General features: G+C 67.6%; 14 protein-coding genes. 7 read left to right on the top strand and 7 right to left on the bottom strand.

All coding sequences use genetic code 11. The features are described from left to right. The first annotated feature begins 81 nt into the window (after positions 1 to 81). Complete coding sequence (locus EDE12_RS13790) at positions 82 to 1242, top strand: DUF3611 family protein (RefSeq protein ID WP_024879635.1); 1161 nt, start codon at positions 82 to 84, stop codon at positions 1240 to 1242. Positions 1243 to 1246: 4 nt separating this feature from the next. Here the strand turns inward: EDE12_RS13790 and serB are convergent, their stop codons facing one another. After that, positions 1247 to 2152, bottom strand: a complete 906-nt coding sequence (gene serB / locus EDE12_RS13795) for a phosphoserine phosphatase SerB (RefSeq protein ID WP_024879634.1) — start codon at positions 2150 to 2152, stop codon at positions 1247 to 1249. A gap of 29 nt (positions 2153 to 2181) precedes the next feature. Here serB and miaA point away from each other — a divergent pair, with 29 nt between their 5' ends. After that, entirely contained in the window at positions 2182 to 3105 is a 924-nt protein-coding gene (gene miaA / locus EDE12_RS13800) for a tRNA (adenosine(37)-N6)-dimethylallyltransferase MiaA (RefSeq protein ID WP_024879633.1), read from the top strand. Here the strand turns inward: miaA and EDE12_RS13805 are convergent. Next, a complete protein-coding gene (locus EDE12_RS13805; protein ID WP_024879632.1) occupies positions 3092 to 4255 on the bottom strand; it encodes an MFS transporter in 1164 nt (387 codons plus the stop codon). The genes miaA and EDE12_RS13805 overlap by 14 nt on opposite strands. Positions 4256 to 4280: 25 nt before the next feature. Next, positions 4281 to 5114, bottom strand: coding sequence for an RMD1 family protein (locus EDE12_RS13810; protein WP_018265897.1), 834 nt, complete (start codon positions 5112 to 5114; stop codon positions 4281 to 4283). A 113-nt stretch (positions 5115 to 5227) separates the two neighbouring features. Here EDE12_RS13810 and fdxA point away from each other — a divergent pair, with 113 nt between their 5' ends. Beyond that, positions 5228 to 5566, top strand: a complete 339-nt coding sequence (gene fdxA, locus EDE12_RS13815; protein ID WP_018265898.1) for a ferredoxin FdxA — start codon at positions 5228 to 5230, stop codon at positions 5564 to 5566. A gap of 346 nt (positions 5567 to 5912) precedes the next feature. Here fdxA and EDE12_RS13820 read toward each other — a convergent pair whose 3' ends face one another. Further along, positions 5913 to 6497, bottom strand: a complete 585-nt coding sequence (locus tag EDE12_RS13820) for a hypothetical protein (RefSeq protein ID WP_024879631.1) — start codon at positions 6495 to 6497, stop codon at positions 5913 to 5915. 331 nt (positions 6498 to 6828) lie between these two features. Here EDE12_RS13820 and EDE12_RS13825 point away from each other — a divergent pair, with 331 nt between their 5' ends. Further along, on the top strand, positions 6829 to 7614 hold the full coding sequence (locus EDE12_RS13825) for a CarD family transcriptional regulator (protein ID WP_245275748.1): 786 nt from the start codon (positions 6829 to 6831) through the stop codon (positions 7612 to 7614). A gap of 90 nt (positions 7615 to 7704) precedes the next feature. Here EDE12_RS13825 and EDE12_RS13830 read toward each other — a convergent pair whose 3' ends face one another. From EDE12_RS13830 to EDE12_RS13840, 3 genes are all read right to left on the bottom strand, one after another. After that, positions 7705 to 8580 carry an RNA polymerase factor sigma-32 gene (locus tag EDE12_RS13830; RefSeq protein ID WP_024879628.1) on the bottom strand — a complete coding sequence of 292 codons (876 nt, stop codon included), beginning with the start codon at positions 8578 to 8580 and terminating at the stop codon, positions 7705 to 7707. Positions 8581 to 8779: 199 nt separating this feature from the next. Further along, positions 8780 to 10318 carry a M48 family metalloprotease gene (locus EDE12_RS13835; protein ID WP_024879627.1) on the bottom strand — a complete coding sequence of 513 codons (1539 nt, stop codon included), beginning with the start codon at positions 10316 to 10318 and terminating at the stop codon, positions 8780 to 8782. Beyond that, positions 10263 to 11120 (bottom strand): thermonuclease family protein, encoded by an 858-nt coding sequence (locus EDE12_RS13840; RefSeq protein ID WP_245275747.1) that lies wholly within the window; start codon positions 11118 to 11120, stop codon positions 10263 to 10265. Before EDE12_RS13840 ends, EDE12_RS13835 begins: the two co-directional genes overlap by 56 nt. Before the next feature lie 199 nt (positions 11121 to 11319). Here EDE12_RS13840 and ybgF point away from each other — a divergent pair, with 199 nt between their 5' ends. The 3 genes from ybgF to ftsH all read left to right on the top strand — a co-directional run. Then, on the top strand, positions 11320 to 12435 hold the full coding sequence (ybgF, locus tag EDE12_RS13845) for a tol-pal system protein YbgF (protein ID WP_134188125.1): 1116 nt from the start codon (positions 11320 to 11322) through the stop codon (positions 12433 to 12435). Between the two features lie 9 nt (positions 12436 to 12444). Continuing rightward, complete coding sequence (tilS, locus tag EDE12_RS13850) at positions 12445 to 13455, top strand: tRNA lysidine(34) synthetase TilS (protein WP_026598431.1); 1011 nt, start codon at positions 12445 to 12447, stop codon at positions 13453 to 13455. 204 nt (positions 13456 to 13659) lie between these two features. After that, the coding region (gene ftsH / locus EDE12_RS13855) for an ATP-dependent zinc metalloprotease FtsH (protein ID WP_134188126.1) at positions 13660 to 14912 on the top strand (1253 nt) is incomplete at its 3' end.

The following is a 14912-nucleotide window of genomic DNA, read 5'->3' on the forward strand; positions in this document are numbered from 1 at the left end:
GCGAGAGCGCCCTATCTGGCGAAAAGATCGCCCGCGTCGGAGATCGACGCGGGCGTTTTCGTTTGCCGGACAGACTTTCCCATGCGCTCGACCATCGCCCGCGCCAATTTCCTCTCAGTCGTCCTCATCGGCGTCATCGTGCTGGCGCTCGGATGGCTCGCCGCTCATTCGGAGCGGCCGCTCACCAGCCCTTCTTTCGCGCTGCATGTCGCGCTCGGCGTCCTCGCCGGCGCCTTGCTGCTCGCGCAGCTCGTGCTGCGTTTCGCGGTTCCGCCGCCGGCCCTGCCGGCGCGCTGGTCCAATGGGCGCCGCGCGACGACCGCCCTCTGCGAATTTCTCGTTTATCTCTCGCTCGCGCTGCTGGTCGCGACCGGCGCGCTCTGGGGCTATTTCGGCGGCGCGCCGCTGGAGGTCTTCGGCCACCCCCTGCCCGTTTCGCCCGCCGCCGACCCCAGGCTCGCCGATATTCTGGGACAGGCCTGGGCGCAGCCGCTCGGCCTCGGCGGCGCGACCGCCTCGGAAGCGCTGCTGGCGGCGCATCGGCTGCTCGCCTATGCGCTCGCCGGCTCGACCGCGCTCTATCTCGCGCTGGGCGGCTTTTCTCGCTTCTCGCCTCAGGCTCCGCCGCCCGAATCGACGAAGCGCGCGCCGGCGCTGATCGAGCCCTCGCCGACCTCGAGACTCTCCTCACGCCTGCGCCTGTTCGGCTGGCTGCAATTCTGGCCGCAGCTCGCCATTGCGCTGGCCAGCGCCGTGCTGCTGCAATTTTCCACATCCGGGCGCGCCTTCAGCCCGAGCCAGACCGGCTATGGCGACGCCATCTATTGGAGCCTCTTCGCTTTTCTGCTGCTCTGCGCGGCGACGGCGCTTGCCTTCTTCTACACGCGCGCGGCCCCTTCCGTGGCGCAGGCCGACTATCTCGGCGTCCACAAGCTCACGGCTTTCTGGTTTCTCACGCTCGGCCTGGCGATCGGCCTCATCGGCGTGATCGTCTCCTTCGTCGGCCTGTCGCTCAGCGTCTCTCTGCTGGTGGCCAAGACCGTGTCGCAGCCGCCGGGCATCGCCATCACCGATCCCAATAAGATCATTCGCGCGCTGGACGTCTTCGTGCTGCTGGTGAATTTCGCGCTGCTGCTGGCGCATTTCATCGGCGTCAGCATCGCCGTCTTTCTGACCTCGGAGGCGACCCGCGCCCGCTTTCGCTTCAGAATAGCGGAACCGCCGCAGGAGAGCCGCGCCTGAGCCGTCAATCCTCGGCCTCGACGATATCCGCCCGCCGATAGCCCTGCGCGAAGAGCAGAGCGGTGAGATCAGCGCGATCGACGCGGGCGCCCGCAGCCTCCGCCACTTTCGGCTTGGCGTGATAGGCGACGCCTAGCCCGGCCGCCGCGAGCATGTCGAGATCATTGGCGCCGTCGCCGACCGCGAGCGTCGCCTCCATGGGCAGCGCGAGCCGAGCGCGCAATTCCTCGAGCGCCTCGCGCTTGGCGGCGGAGCCCGATATCGGGGGCAAGACGATGCCGGTGATGCGCCCCTCGCGCGTCTCCAGCCGATTGGCGCGCGCCTCATTAAAGCCGAGGCCGGCGGCGATGCGCTCGGCGAAAAGGGTGAAGCCGCCCGAGACGAGCGCCGTATACGCGCCATTGGCGCGCATGGTCGCGATCAGCCGCCGCGCGCCGGGCGTGAAGCTGATGCGCTCAGCCAATATGGTCTCGACGATAGAGACCGGCAGGCCGGCGAGCAGAGCGACGCGCTCGCGCAGCGCCGGCTCGAACTCCAGCTCGCCGCGCATGGCGCGCTCGGTGATTTTCGCGATGCGCGCGCGAATGCCTGCGAATTCGGCCAGCTCATCGACGCATTCCTGGCCGATCATGGTCGAATCCATATCCGCGACGAGGAGACGCTTGCGCCGCCCGGCCTTCGGCTGAACGATCACATCGGCGCCGGCCTCGCGCGCGGCCGCCTGAAGCGAGAGACGCAGCTCCGGCAGCGCCTCCGGCGCGAGCTCGAACGAAACATCGGCGGCGACGCCCGGCTGCAGCCAGTCCAGCGCGCTGGCCGGCGCAATGGCCCGCACAGCCTCGACCGTCAGCGGCGGGCCGCTGGCGCCGGCGATGAAAGTCGCGACATGTTCGACAAGCGCTTTTGACATTTCGCTCGTTTTGTCGTTGCGAAGGGCCGATGACGAGACGCGCTATTCTCATCGCAGGACCGACGGCGAGCGGCAAGTCCGCTCTCGCGCTCGGCGTGGCGCGGCGCATCGGCGGCGCCGTGGTCAACGCCGATTCGATGCAGGTCTATCGCGACCTGCGCATTTTGACCGCGCGCCCGACCTTGGAGGAAGAGCGCAGCATCCGCCATGAGCTGTTCGGCCATGTCGACGCCGCCGTGAATTTTTCCGTCGGCCGCTGGCTCGAGGATTTTCGCCTGCTGCTCGACAAGCTCGCCCAGGAGGGCGTCACACCCGTCGTCGCCGGCGGAACGGGCATGTATTACAAGGCCGCGCTCTACGGCCTCTCGGATATTCCGCAAGTCCCGCCCGAGATTCGCGAGAAAATCCGCGCCGAGGCGGAAGGCCGCACGCCGGAATATTTGCATGCGCAGCTGTCAGAGCGCGATCCCGAGACGGCGGCGAAGCTTCGGCCCTCCGATCCGCAACGCATCCTGCGCGCGCTGGAAGTGCTCGAGGCGACGGGAAAACCGCTCGCCTCCTTCCAGGGCGCGCGCATGGCCTCGCTGCTCGACCAATCCGAATGCCTCGCCTTCTTCCTCGCGCCGCCGCGCGACGAGCTCTATGCGCGCATAGACGCGCGTTTCGACGAAATGCTCCGCAAAGGGGCGCTCGAGGAGGTGGAGGCGATGGGCGCGCGCGGTCTCGACCCCGCGCTGCCGGCGATGCGCGCGCATGGGGCGCCGCATCTTCTGCGCTATTTGCGCGGCGAGCTGGCGCTCGAGGCGGCCGCCCTGCAGGGCAAGCTCGACACGCGCCATTATTCGAAGCGGCAATTCACCTTTGCGCGCCACCAGCTGCCATCATTCCGCTGGATCGCGCCCGGAGAGACAGACGCGGTCGTCGAAGAGGCGGCGCGTTTCATCGGCCGGTAGGCGCGCGCCGCTCGGTGAGATTGGCGAAGGCGAGCAGTGTCGCGCCGATCAGCGATATTCCGCCAATTAGCGCGAAGAAGAGCGCAAGACTGTTCGGCGCCAGCGCGCCGAACAGGAAGGACGTCGAGAAAATGCCGAGGTTGAGCAGGCTCGCGTGATAGGAATTGATCGTGCCGCGAAACTGCGCCGACATTCCGCTGAGCCGCGCATGATGCAGCGGGCCGCCGCAGCCATAGCCGAAGGCCCAGGGCAATCCGACGAGCGCGAGCTGCGCGACCGAGCCGGCCGGCAGGGCAAAGGCGAAAACGCCGGCCGAGGCCGAAACGCAGGCGATGGGCAACGCCCTATAGGAGAGCAGGCTGCGCACGAAGGGTCCGGCGAGATTGCCGGCGATGGTGACGAGGCCGAAGAAGCCCGCCAATAGGCCGGCGTCCGTGGGCGAGAGCGACAGCTTGCGCGCCGCGACATCCGCGACCACCACGCCGAAGCCCGCCACCGAGCCCAGCCAGAAATAGCTCGCCGCCAGACGTCGCAGGACGCCCGGCGTCGCCAGCGCGCCTCTATGGGTGGCGACGAAGGAGACCACGCCGCCGCCATGCGCGCGGCCGGGCCGGAACGCCGCCGAGACCGCCACAAAGGCGAGCGCCGCCAGCAGCGCCAGAAGATAATAGGCGTAGCGCCAGCCGAAACGGTCTGCGATCCATCCGGCGATGGAGGGCGTGATGACGAAAGCCGACATCAGCCCGACGAAAACGCGCGCCGTGCGAATATCCACCTCCTCGGGCGACGAGGAATCGGCGACGAAGGACAGGGAATTGGGTTGGACGAAAGCCCCGCAGAGGCCCGCCAGGCCGCTGAGCGCTATGGCCACGGAAAGATTGGAGGAGTTGGCGAGCGCTGCGCTGAGCAGCGAGAAGCCGAGCAGCCCCGCCTGCAACGGACGCTTGCGGCCGAATCGGTCGGACAAAGGCCCGGCGATGATGGCGAAGCCGGCATAGGCGAGGCCATAGGCCGCCGGCAGATAGGCGATGGCCGCCGGCGGCACGCCGAAATCCGGCGCCATTGCGGTCATCAGCGGCCCGGCGACGACCTCCGCCGAGCCGACCAGAAACAGAGCCGCGGCCAGAATGGAGAGCTGGCCGAGGGTCACGCGCGCACGTCCGGCATCAATGCCCTCAATGCGCCCGCTGCACGAAGATCTGGAACAAGGTCAGCAGAATTTCCGCGAGAATCAGCACGACGACGGTCGCCTCCAGCCGCACGGAGCGGTCGACGTCGATGATTTCGGTCAGCGCCCGCGCCGTCTCGCCGATGACATCGACCTTGGCTTTCAGCGTCTGGCCGCGCGCCTCCAGCTCATATTCATCCTCGAGCCTCGAATAGAGGCGCTCGAGATCGGGCCGGTCCCAGAGCACGTCCGGCTTGTCCTCCACGGCCACACGGCCGGAAACGCGATGCTGCACCAGCAGCGTCTGGCCGATGAGCTCCAGCATGGCGCGACGCCGGAAGGGCGGCCGCCCCTTGCTGGCGAGCTCGGCGGCGAAAGGCTCGATCGTATCGAAGACGGCGTTGACCCGCCGCTCGTCGCGGGCGAGCGCCACGCTCTTGGCCAGCGCGTCGGCGACCACCAGAAGCCGCTCGCCGGAGGCGTCCTTGATCGCGAGGCGGCCATTGGCCAGCGTCTTGTCGTCGCCCTCGGGCGTGATCTCGAGCACCAGGGTCTCGTCGTCGCGGCGCGCGGCGGCGCCGGCGACGCGGGCGCCCACCTTGGCCAGAATCTCGTCCTCCTCGAGCGGCGACAGGCCGAACAGCACGGCGACGCCGAATCGGTAGAGCACGACAAAGCCCGACTGCCCCGCCGGAAAGGCGAGCGGCGATGTGGAGACGAGATCGGCGCGCTCGAGCCCGCCCGTATCGATTCGCTCACCGAGCAGCAAGGCCCGCGCCGTCACGCAACGCGCCGCCGGCAGCGCCGAGACGCCCTGCGAGGCCGATTCGATTTCCGCCATAGACCGATTCCCTTCCAACCCCTCGCAGGATATCATGCGCGCCGCGCGGGCCGGGAGGCCGCTTGCAACCCATTCTCAAAAACGCTAGCAAGCCCGCGGATCGAGGACGCCCCATGCCTTACGTCGTCACGGAAAACTGTATCAAGTGCAAATATATGGATTGCGTCGAAGTCTGTCCTGTGGACTGCTTCTACGAAGGCGCCAACATGTTGGTGATCCATCCGGACGAATGTATCGACTGCGGCGTGTGCGAGCCTGAATGCCCGGCCGAGGCGATCAAGCCCGACACCGAGCCGGACCTCGAGAAGTGGATGGCGCTGAACGCGGAATACGCTCAGACTTGGCCCAATGTGACGGTCAAGCGCGACCCGCCGGCCGACGCCAAGGAATGGGACGGCAAGCCCGGCAAGCTGGAGGCGCATTTCTCGCCGGAGCCGGGCGAAGGCGACTGACGCCTCGCCGTCCACAGCGGACGCGCTCGCGAAATCGTTAAGAGATTCAACGGCGCCAGCGCGGCCGCTCGTAACCATGCGGAAAGGCGCCGGCGCCTTTCCTTTGATTTTTCCCGTACCACATGATATACGGAACATTAAGAATTAGCTTTCGGGCGCGAGGGGCGCAAGCGTCGCGATTTCCACAGCCGGAAATAGCGGCCAGCCGCCAACATCGAGAACGGGCGAAGAAGGCGGCGTTCGCCGCCAACGTCGGCTCTATATTGTAGAAGCGTCGGACTTTCGCCAGCCAAAGCATGCGCGGTCATTGGCGCTGTCCTGGCCGGGGCGCGATGAGCCCATTCGGTCACGAGGCTTCCCGTCCCGTCTCCACAGCGGGGCAACAGAAGGAGTATCCGCGTATGCCCTCGTCCAGCAAGAAGACCGCAAAGAACCGCAAGGCGTCCGTCGCCGGAGCGCGACGCGGCGCGGAAAGCAGGACGGCGCGGACCTCGGCCGCCGCGGCGGAGCCTTCGACCAAAAAGCCCGCGAGCGCGAGCGCCGCCGGCAAGACCAGCAAGACCCCGGCGACCAAAACCTCCGCTTCCGCCAAAACCTCCGTTTCATCGAAGAGCGCAGCTTCCGCCAAGGCCCCGGCTTCGGCCAAAAGCGCGAAATCCGCCGCCGGGAAGACGGCCGCGAGAACGACCGCTTCGAGCAAGACTGCTTCGAGAACAACGGCTAGCAAGGCCGGGACCAAGACGGGAGCCGCCGCCAGAACGCGCGCCGCCGCCAAGACGGCGGCAAAGGCGAGCGCGGCCCGCTCGGGCGCCTCGCAATCGGCTGCCTCGAGAAGCGGCAAGGCTGCCGCCGCAAAAGGCGTCGCGGCGCCAAAGGCCGCGAGTGGCAAGGCCAGAGCCCGCGCCAGCGCCGCCCATACCAGCGACGCCAAGCGCAGCGCGAGCGCCGCGCCGACGAAAAACGCCGAGGCTCCGCCTCACGCGAAAAGCATCGCTGCGCCGAGCATCGAGGCGCCGGTCGAGGCCACCCGCCCGCAGGCCTCGAAAGCGGCTCCGCAGGGAACTTCACATGAGACTTCAACCGCCGTTGCGGCCGGCGTAACTGGGGAGACGAGAATTACAACGCCCTTGCGCCAGAGCGCGATCAAAACCGATATCGAGCACTCCGACGTCGCCGCCTCCGCGCACGTCCCCGATGCGGGGGCGAGCGAGCCGAATGCGACGGCGCCCGTTTCAACTCCAGCTTCGAGCGAAACCATTCCAGTGCCAAAATCGACACAAGGAAAGGCGATCAACGCCAAATCTTCGCCGGCGCCCAGAGCCCCCGTCCCCGCCGCTCCCACGAGCGCCGCGACGGGCTCGGCCCTTTCGCCCAAGGCCATTGTCGCCGCGCGCACCGCGGCTGCGGCCCCCATCAAGCCGAGCCCCACCGTCGCCGTGAAGGCGAAGACCTCGGCGCAGAAGCTCGGGTTCAAGACGAACGAGTTCGTCGTCTATCCGGCGCATGGCGTCGGACAGATCATCGCGATCGAGACGCAGGAAGTGGCCGGCTTCAGCCTCGAGCTGTTCGTCGTCAGCTTCATCAAGGACAAGATGACGCTGAAGGTGCCGACCAGCAAGGTCGCCACCGTCGGCATGCGCAAGCTGGCCGAGACCGAGGTCGTCGACAAGGCGCTCTCGACGCTGAGCGGCCGCGCCCGCGTCAAGCGCACCATGTGGTCGCGCCGCGCGCAGGAATATGAGGCCAAGATCAATTCCGGCGATCTCGTCACCATCGCCGAGGTGGTGCGCGACCTCTACCGGTCCGACACGCAGCCGGAGCAGTCCTATTCGGAGCGCCAGCTCTATGAGGCGGCGCTCGATCGCATGGCGCGCGAGGTCGCGGCCGTGCGCAAGCTGCTCGATTCGGAATCGCTCAAGCTGATCGAGTCCTTCCTGCAGAAGGGTCCGCGCCGCGGCGGTCCGAAGGGCGACTCCGAAGCGGACGCCAGCGACGATGCGAGCGACGACGAGGGCGAAGAGGACGACGTCGAAGAGCGCGCCGCCTGACGTCGCGCCCCTCTTTCGATTTGACGAAAAAACGCGGCCCGTCGGGGCCGCGTTTTTTTTGCCTCGGCGAGGAGCGATCTGCGCCGCCCCTCACTCGGCGGCGGCAGTCGTCTCTGGCGTCTCCTGGGCTTTGGTCAGCGCCTTGCGCAGCTTGCACAGCGCGCGATTCTCGATCTGGCGTACGCGCTCCTTCGATATGCCGAGACGATCGCCGAGCGATTCCAGCGTCACCAGGCTCTCGCTGAGCCGCCGCTCCTGCACGATGCGCAGCTCGCGCTCGGACAATAGCTTCAGCGCATCGGCGAGCCAGCGCGCGCGGCGACCGGAATCGACGCGATCCTCGACGACCTCGTCCGGCAGCGGCCGATCGTCGACGAGGAAATCCATGCGCTCGGCGGAAGTAGAGGAATCATCCTCCACCAATTGGCTGTTGAGCGAGACGTCGGAGCCCGCGAGACGCGAGTTCATCAGCTCGACATCGGCGCGCGAGACGCCAATGGCGCCGGCGATGGCCTGAAAGGCGTCGCCCGCCTCCGACTGCGGCGCATGCGCGAGCTTGGCGCGAAGCCGGCGAAGATTGAAGAACAGCGCCTTTTGCGAGGAGCTGGTGCCGCCGCGCACGATCGACCAATTGCGCAGCACATAGTCCTGGATCGAGGCGCGAATCCACCATGTCGCATAGGTGGAGAAGCGCACGTCGCGCTCCGGCGCGAAACGCGCGGCCGCCTCGAGCAAGCCGACATGTCCTTCCTGCACCAGATCGGCGACGGGCAGGCCGTAATGGCGAAAGCGCACGGCGAGCGCGATCACCAGCCGCATATGCGCGGAGGCGAGCTTGTCCAACGCATCCGTGTCCTTATGGTCTTTCCAGGCGACCGCCAGACGTTTCTCTTCCTCGCGTTCGAGAAAGGGCGCATCCATCGCCGCTTTCACGAGCTCGCGTCCAACTCCGGGCAAATAAGCCATTCTCGCTCTCCGGGGTGGCAGTCGCGCGCGAAAGGCTTTCGATCGAAGGGATCGATCGAGTAAAAAGCGCTACGACGATGCCTCGATTGAGGAGAATCCCCGAGCGGTCACGCAACCGGCGCCGCCGTCCGCCCCCCCGGGAATTCTAAGGCTTACAACATTTTCGGAGCGCGACGGTTCCATCAGCCGTGAGCGTTTCTCACTCGACGACGAGCTTGTATCTCTCGCCCGGCGTGAGGCGGCCTCCATGCTCGAGGCCGTTCAGCAATTGAAAATATTCGAGCGGACGATTGGGAACGACCATGCGCTGCGCCATGGATTCCGCCGTATCGTCCGCGCCCGCGCTCACGATGAAGAGATGCAGCGGACGCACGTCCAGCGACTCTTCCCAGCTCGAGCGTCGGAATGTCGCGACAGAGGCGGCAAAACGTCGCTCAGCCGCGTCGTCGAGCGCGCGCACGGCGAAAATCAGCCGATAGAGCTCGTCGTCGATCTGTATGACGGCGAGCTTGAAATTCCATTCGCCGGCGCGCGCGCTGGCGACCACTGCCGGCAATCCGTTGACGTCGATGCGCTTCATCGACGAGCGCAGGAGCCCGTCGACCCAGCCCGATTCGACATAGGCCTCGAGCGTCTTGCCGACCGGCGCGCGAACGCGATCGAGCCGCAGCGCCTCGTCGTCGCCCTCCTTCACGCCGAAGACCGCCTCGCTCGAATTCTCGAGCAGAAAGCCCTCCGGCGCGACAAAGGAGAAGCGCAGTCGCGGATGCGCGAACTTGCGGCCGCGCACGAAGCCGTCATTGGGATCGTCGCCATAAGCGAGGCCGTTGATCGCGGCGAGATAGCCCTCGCGATCACGCGAGCCGACGCCGGGCGCGCTGATCTGGCGCGCCGCAGCGACCGCCTTGGCGATACGATCGGGCGTCGAGGGATGCGTCGCCAATATGTCGAGGTCGGGCGTTTTCTTCTTGCCGTAGAGAACGGCGCGCAGCTCCGCCGATTTGCCGAGCGCGGCGAGGAAGCGCGACGCGCCGTACGGATCGAAGCCCGCGCGGGCCACCACGCGCACGCCGATGGCGTCGGCCTCCAGCTCCTGCAGCCGCGAGAAGCTCGCGAAGGAGAGCCGCTGCGAGGCGCGCACGTCATCGCCCTTCTGCTTGCTCTGGATAACGGCGGCGGCCTGGCTGATGACCTCCGCCTCACGCTCGCGCTCGGCGCGCAGCGCGCTGTGCCGAGCGCTCACATGGGCGATCTCATGCGCCATCACCGCCGCCGCCTCGGAGGCGTCGCCGGCGAGCGCGAGCAGGCCGCGCGTGACATAGAGATTGCCGCTCGGCAGAGCGAAAGCGTTGACCACCGGCGTGTTGAGGATCGTCACGCGATAGGCGGCCTGGCCGGGCGTGTCGCTCGCCTGCGCGAGCTTGACCAATATTTCGTCGAGATAGCGCTCCGCCACAGGGAAGCGATATTCGCCGCCGAATTGCGAGACCAGCTCCTTGTGCTCGGCGGTGGAAGGCTGCTCGCCGCCCACTGTGCGCGGCACGGTCGGGGGCAGGCGCCCGCGCTGCGCGGCGGCGCCATTGAGCAGCTCGCCCTGCTGCTCGAGCTGGGCGCAGCCGGAAAGGCCGAGGAGGACAAAGACCGCGAGAGCGGCGAGACGCGCGCCGACCGCCGGCCGCACGTCACCGCCGGCCGGACGAGCCCAGGCGTTCGCCTCCGACCCGTTCGTCTCCGACACGTTCGCCGAGGAGCTCGATCTGCGCCGGAGAGACGAGCTCCATGCGCGGTCCAAAAGCTGTGTCAATCAATCCTCGCACGCGCACTCGCCGCCCCGTGAGCATTCTGGGCGACGTTCCGGCCCGCACGAATGTCTCGAGATTGCGTTTCCAGATCACGACAGCGAAATCTCCGCGGCGCGGCCCGAAATTCAGATAGAGGGAGCCCCCCGCCTCGCCGATCGCGCCGACGACGCCCTCCACCAGAACCATGCCCTTCTTCCCGAAAAGCGTTTCGGGCCGACCGGCGTCGAGGATGTGATACTCGCCCGAGGTCCAAAGTCCAAGCTTTCGTCTGCGCGCCTGCTCCTCCGCGGCGAGCAGCCCATTGCGGCAGGCGAATGCGGCCGGATCGGGGCGAAAGCGCGCGAGCCCGGCGCCGATCGCCGCTTCCGCCAGCGAGACGAGCGGCGCGTCGCTCCCCTCCCCTTCGACGAAGAGCCCCGCCGCAGCCGCTCCCCAGCGGTCCGGCGTCGCCGTCGGAGCCGCGAGAAAGACCAGCCTGCCGGCGCGCAGACGCTCGGCGAGGAAGCGCTGCAAGCTTTCGCGCGCAGCCGCGCCCGGCGGCAATTCGAGCCCCGAAAGGGTCAGGCGGCGGCCGTCCATCGTCCAAAGCTCGAGATCGAAGCCCGGCGCCGCGATCTCGACCGGAACAGCGGATTCGAGCGCGCAGACGCCCGCCGCCTCCTGCGCCGAGCCGAGGCAGGGCGCATGAAAGGCGCCCACGCAGACGAAGAGGCGAGCGGCGTGGCGAAGCTTCATCATTCCAAACATTGCGAGCGAAACTGTCGCGAGAGCGCAAGAGCGAGCCTTCAGGCTCGCTCTCGATACCATGCAGATCACCAGCGAGAAGACTTGTCTTCGCCACATCTCGCGCGACGCTCGCCGCGGCTTCGTCAAATTTTGGCCGAAAGCCGGCTTATGCTACGCCTCGTCCCGCACTGCTCTCGCGATCGATTCCCCCATGACCCTTTCGTCACGCTCCATTTTCGCCGGCGCCGCCCTCGGCGCCATGATGGCCGCAGGCGCGGCGCTCGCCGCCGAATCCGATAATGGCTCTCGCCTCGACAAGCTCGGCCAGGGCATACAGAACATCGGCCAGAATATCGGCCGCCGTCTCGATGTGACGCAGCTCTTCGGCCATCGCGATCCCGAGGAGGACGCCGCCAGCCGCGAGGCGAGCGCCTCGAGCGTGCGCATCGATCGGCTCGAGAACCAGATTCGCGCCCTCAACGGCCAGGTCGAGGAGCTGCAGCACAATGTGCGGCGGCTCGAGGAGCAGCTGCGGCGCGCTCAGGAGGGCGCGGCCTCCGCCCCTCCGACACAAGCGCCGCGCGTGGCCGCGACGCCGGAGACGTCCCTCCCCGGCCCGAGCACCATCTCCCCGGTCGGGCCGCGGCGCAACGACGCTCTCGATCCCGGCCCAGGGCCGAGCGCCTCCGCCGGAACGCGCCACAATGACGCTTTCGACGCCGGCTCCAACCCCAATGCGCCGGGCGCGCCGCGTCCTCTCGGCTCGACGCCCCCGAGCGCGCCGCTGCCAGCGGCCGCATCGGCAAGCGGCGGCTCCGATCTGCGCTCGCCGGGCGCTCCGCTCGATCTCGTCCATGGGCGGCTCGACGCTCCAGCGCCCCCGCCGGCCGCTCCGCCGACGCCCGGTCCTTCCGCCGCGCTCTCGCCGACGCCCACAGCTCCCCAGACGCCGAGGGACGAGTTCGACCTCGCCGTCGCCAAATTGCGTCAAGGCGAATATGAAGCCGCTGAAGTGGGTTTCGCCGGCTTTCTCACCCGAAACCCGAAGAGCCGGCTGGCGCCGCAAGCGATCTTCAACTTGGGCGAGAGCTACTTCTTGCGGAAGCGCTATCGCGAGGCGGCGGAAAAATATCTCGAGATCACCGCCAAGCATTCGGCCTCGCCGCAGGGGCCTGAGGCCATGCTGCGGCTCGGCCAGTCGCTGCATGAGATCGGCGCAAACGAGCAGGCCTGCGCCTCCTTCGGCGAGATCGCGGTGAAATATCCGGGCGCGTCGGCGCGAGTGAAAGAAATCGCTCAGCAAGAAAGCAAGAAGGTGCGATGCTGACGGGCGCAAATGCCCGTTGAGCCGCCGCTTCCCGATCCCGACCATGCGCTGGCGCCGCTCGCGGCCCATGACGCGCTGCTGCTCGCCGTCTCCGGCGGGCCGGACTCCATTGCTCTCACTCTGCTCGCCGCACGCTGGAAATTGCGCGCGCGGAAGCGCGTCGAGATCGCCACTGTCGACCATGGGTTGCGCGCCGAAGCGGCGCAGGAGGCGGCGCAGGTCGGCGAATGGGCGCGCGCTTTGGGATTTGTTCATCATATTTTGCGGTGGGAGGGCGAAAAGCCCGCCACCCGCATTCAGGAGCGCGCTCGCGAGGCGCGCTATCGCCTGCTCTGCGAGCGCGCGCGGGAGATCGGCGCGAGCGCCATCGTCACCGCCCATCACGCCGACGATCAGGCCGAGACGGCGCTGTTTCGGCTGACGCGCGGTAGCGGCGTCGCCGGACTCGCGGCTATGGCCATGGAGTCGCGCGTGGACGGGCTGGCGCTGCTGCGGCCGCTGCTTCATTTTCGCAAGACGGAGCTGGAGCGTCTCTGCGCCGCCGCGGAGCATGCTTTCATCCGCGATCCCTCCAATGAGAACCCCGCCTATGCGCGCGTGCGGCTGCGCCGTCTGGCCCACACCCTTGCGGCGGAGGGGCTCGACGCCGAAGCGCTGCTGCGCCTTTCGGCCCGCGCCGCCCGCGCCGAGGAGGCGCTCGCCTGGTCCGCCGCGCGCGCTGCGCTGGAGCTTGCGGCCGAGCGCGGCCCGGGGCTGTTTCGCGCCGAGGCCGGGGCTCTGCGCGCGCTGCCGCGCGAGCTGCTGCTGCGCCTGCTGGCGGCCGAGATCGCCCGCATCGGCGGCGGCGAGCCGCGGCTCGAGCGGCTCGAGCGCGCCGGCCAAAGGCTGGCGGAGGCGCTGGCGGCCGAAGGGCGCTTCAAGACCACATTGGGCGGGGCGTGCCTGACATTGGCCGGCGGCGCACTCGCCATTACGCCCGAGCCGCCGCGGCGGCGCGCCGAAATCACGCCACGGCCGTAAAAAAGCCACTCCGCTTCGATCGTATGATCCTCGGCGACACGCCTCTTCGCGCTGCGAAACGCACGCGACGCGCGCATCGCGAGACGGCGAGAACGTTGCGGCGAGGCAATCTCTTGGCAATCGCGCCCGACGCGCCTAGATTACAAGAAACGACTTCTGTTTTCCGGGATGGCCCCGGCGGAATCGTCATTCGCAAGGTTCGACATGAACGCAAACTTCAGGAACATCGCTCTCTGGGCGATCATCGGGCTCCTCGTCGTGGCGCTCGTCATGCTGTTCCAGCAGCCGGGTCAGCGGACTCCGATCCGCGATATCACCTTCAGCGAATTGCTCACGCAGATCGATCAGGGCCGCGTCCACGATGTGACGATCGCCGGCAATGAGATCACCGGGCACTTCTCCGACAATCGGCCGTTCTCGACCTATGCGCCCAATGATCCGTCGCTCGTGCAGCACCTGACCGCGAAGAATGTCGCCATCAGCGCGCGTCCGCCGGCCGACGGCAACAGCTGGCTGATGACTCTGCTCATCAACGGCCTGCCGCTCATCGCCTTCCTCGGCGTGTGGATCTTCCTGTCGCGCCAGATGCAGGGCGGCGCCGGGCGCGCCATGGGCTTCGGCAAGTCCAAGGCGAAGCTGCTGACGGAAACGCAAGGCCGCGTCACCTTCGAGGATGTCGCCGGCGTCGACGAGGCCAAGGAAGACCTTCAGGAGATCGTCGAGTTTCTGCGCGATCCGCAGAAATTCCAGCGCCTCGGCGGACGCATTCCGCGCGGCGTGCTGCTCGTCGGACCGCCCGGCACGGGCAAGACTTTGCTCGCCCGCGCCATCGCCGGCGAGGCGAATGTCCCCTTCTTCACCATCTCGGGCTCGGACTTCGTCGAAATGTTCGTCGGCGTCGGCGCTTCCCGCGTGCGCGACATGTTCGAGCAGGCGAAGAAGAATGCGCCCTGCATCATCTTCGTCGATGAGATCGACGCGGTTGGTCGTCACCGCGGCGCCGGCCTCGGCGGCGGCAATGACGAGCGCGAGCAGACGCTCAATCAGCTGCTCGTCGAGATGGACGGTTTTGAAGCCAATGAGGGCATCATCCTCATCGCCGCGACCAACCGCCCCGACGTGCTCGATCCGGCCTTGATGCGTCCGGGCCGCTTCGATCGTCAGATCAATGTGCCGAACCCCGACTTCATCGGCCGCGAGAAGATCCTCAAGGTTCACGCCCGCAAGGTGCCGCTGGCGCCGGATGTGGATCTGAAGGTCGTCGCGCGCGGCACGCCGGGCTTCTCGGGCGCCGATCTGATGAACCTCGTCAATGAGGCGGCGCTGCTGGCTGCAAGACGCAGCAAGCGCATCGTCACGCGGCAGGAGTTCGAGGACTCGCGCGACAAGATCATGATGGGCGCCGAGCGTCGCACTCTGGTGATGACGGAGGAGGAGAAGCGCCTCACCGCCTTCCA

The organism is Methylosinus sp. sav-2 (assembly GCF_004366495.1).
Lineage (GTDB): Bacteria > Pseudomonadota > Alphaproteobacteria > Rhizobiales > Beijerinckiaceae > Methylosinus.

Coding starts and splice junctions, on each gene's coding strand:
- EDE12_RS13830 (WP_024879628.1), bottom strand. CDS start 8,580: ATGGCTTATTTGCCCGGAGTTGGACGCGAGCTCGTGAAAGCGGCGATG.
- tilS (WP_026598431.1), top strand. CDS start 12,445: ATGCCCGTTGAGCCGCCGCTTCCCGATCCCGACCATGCGCTGGCGCCG.
- serB (WP_024879634.1), bottom strand. CDS start 2,152: ATGTCAAAAGCGCTTGTCGAACATGTCGCGACTTTCATCGCCGGCGCC.
- EDE12_RS13790 (WP_024879635.1), top strand. CDS start 82: ATGCGCTCGACCATCGCCCGCGCCAATTTCCTCTCAGTCGTCCTCATC.
- EDE12_RS13840 (WP_245275747.1), bottom strand. CDS start 11,120: ATGATGAAGCTTCGCCACGCCGCTCGCCTCTTCGTCTGCGTGGGCGCC.
- EDE12_RS13810 (WP_018265897.1), bottom strand. CDS start 5,114: ATGGCGGAAATCGAATCGGCCTCGCAGGGCGTCTCGGCGCTGCCGGCG.
- miaA (WP_024879633.1), top strand. CDS start 2,182: ATGACGAGACGCGCTATTCTCATCGCAGGACCGACGGCGAGCGGCAAG.
- fdxA (WP_018265898.1), top strand. CDS start 5,228: ATGCCTTACGTCGTCACGGAAAACTGTATCAAGTGCAAATATATGGAT.
- ybgF (WP_134188125.1), top strand. CDS start 11,320: ATGACCCTTTCGTCACGCTCCATTTTCGCCGGCGCCGCCCTCGGCGCC.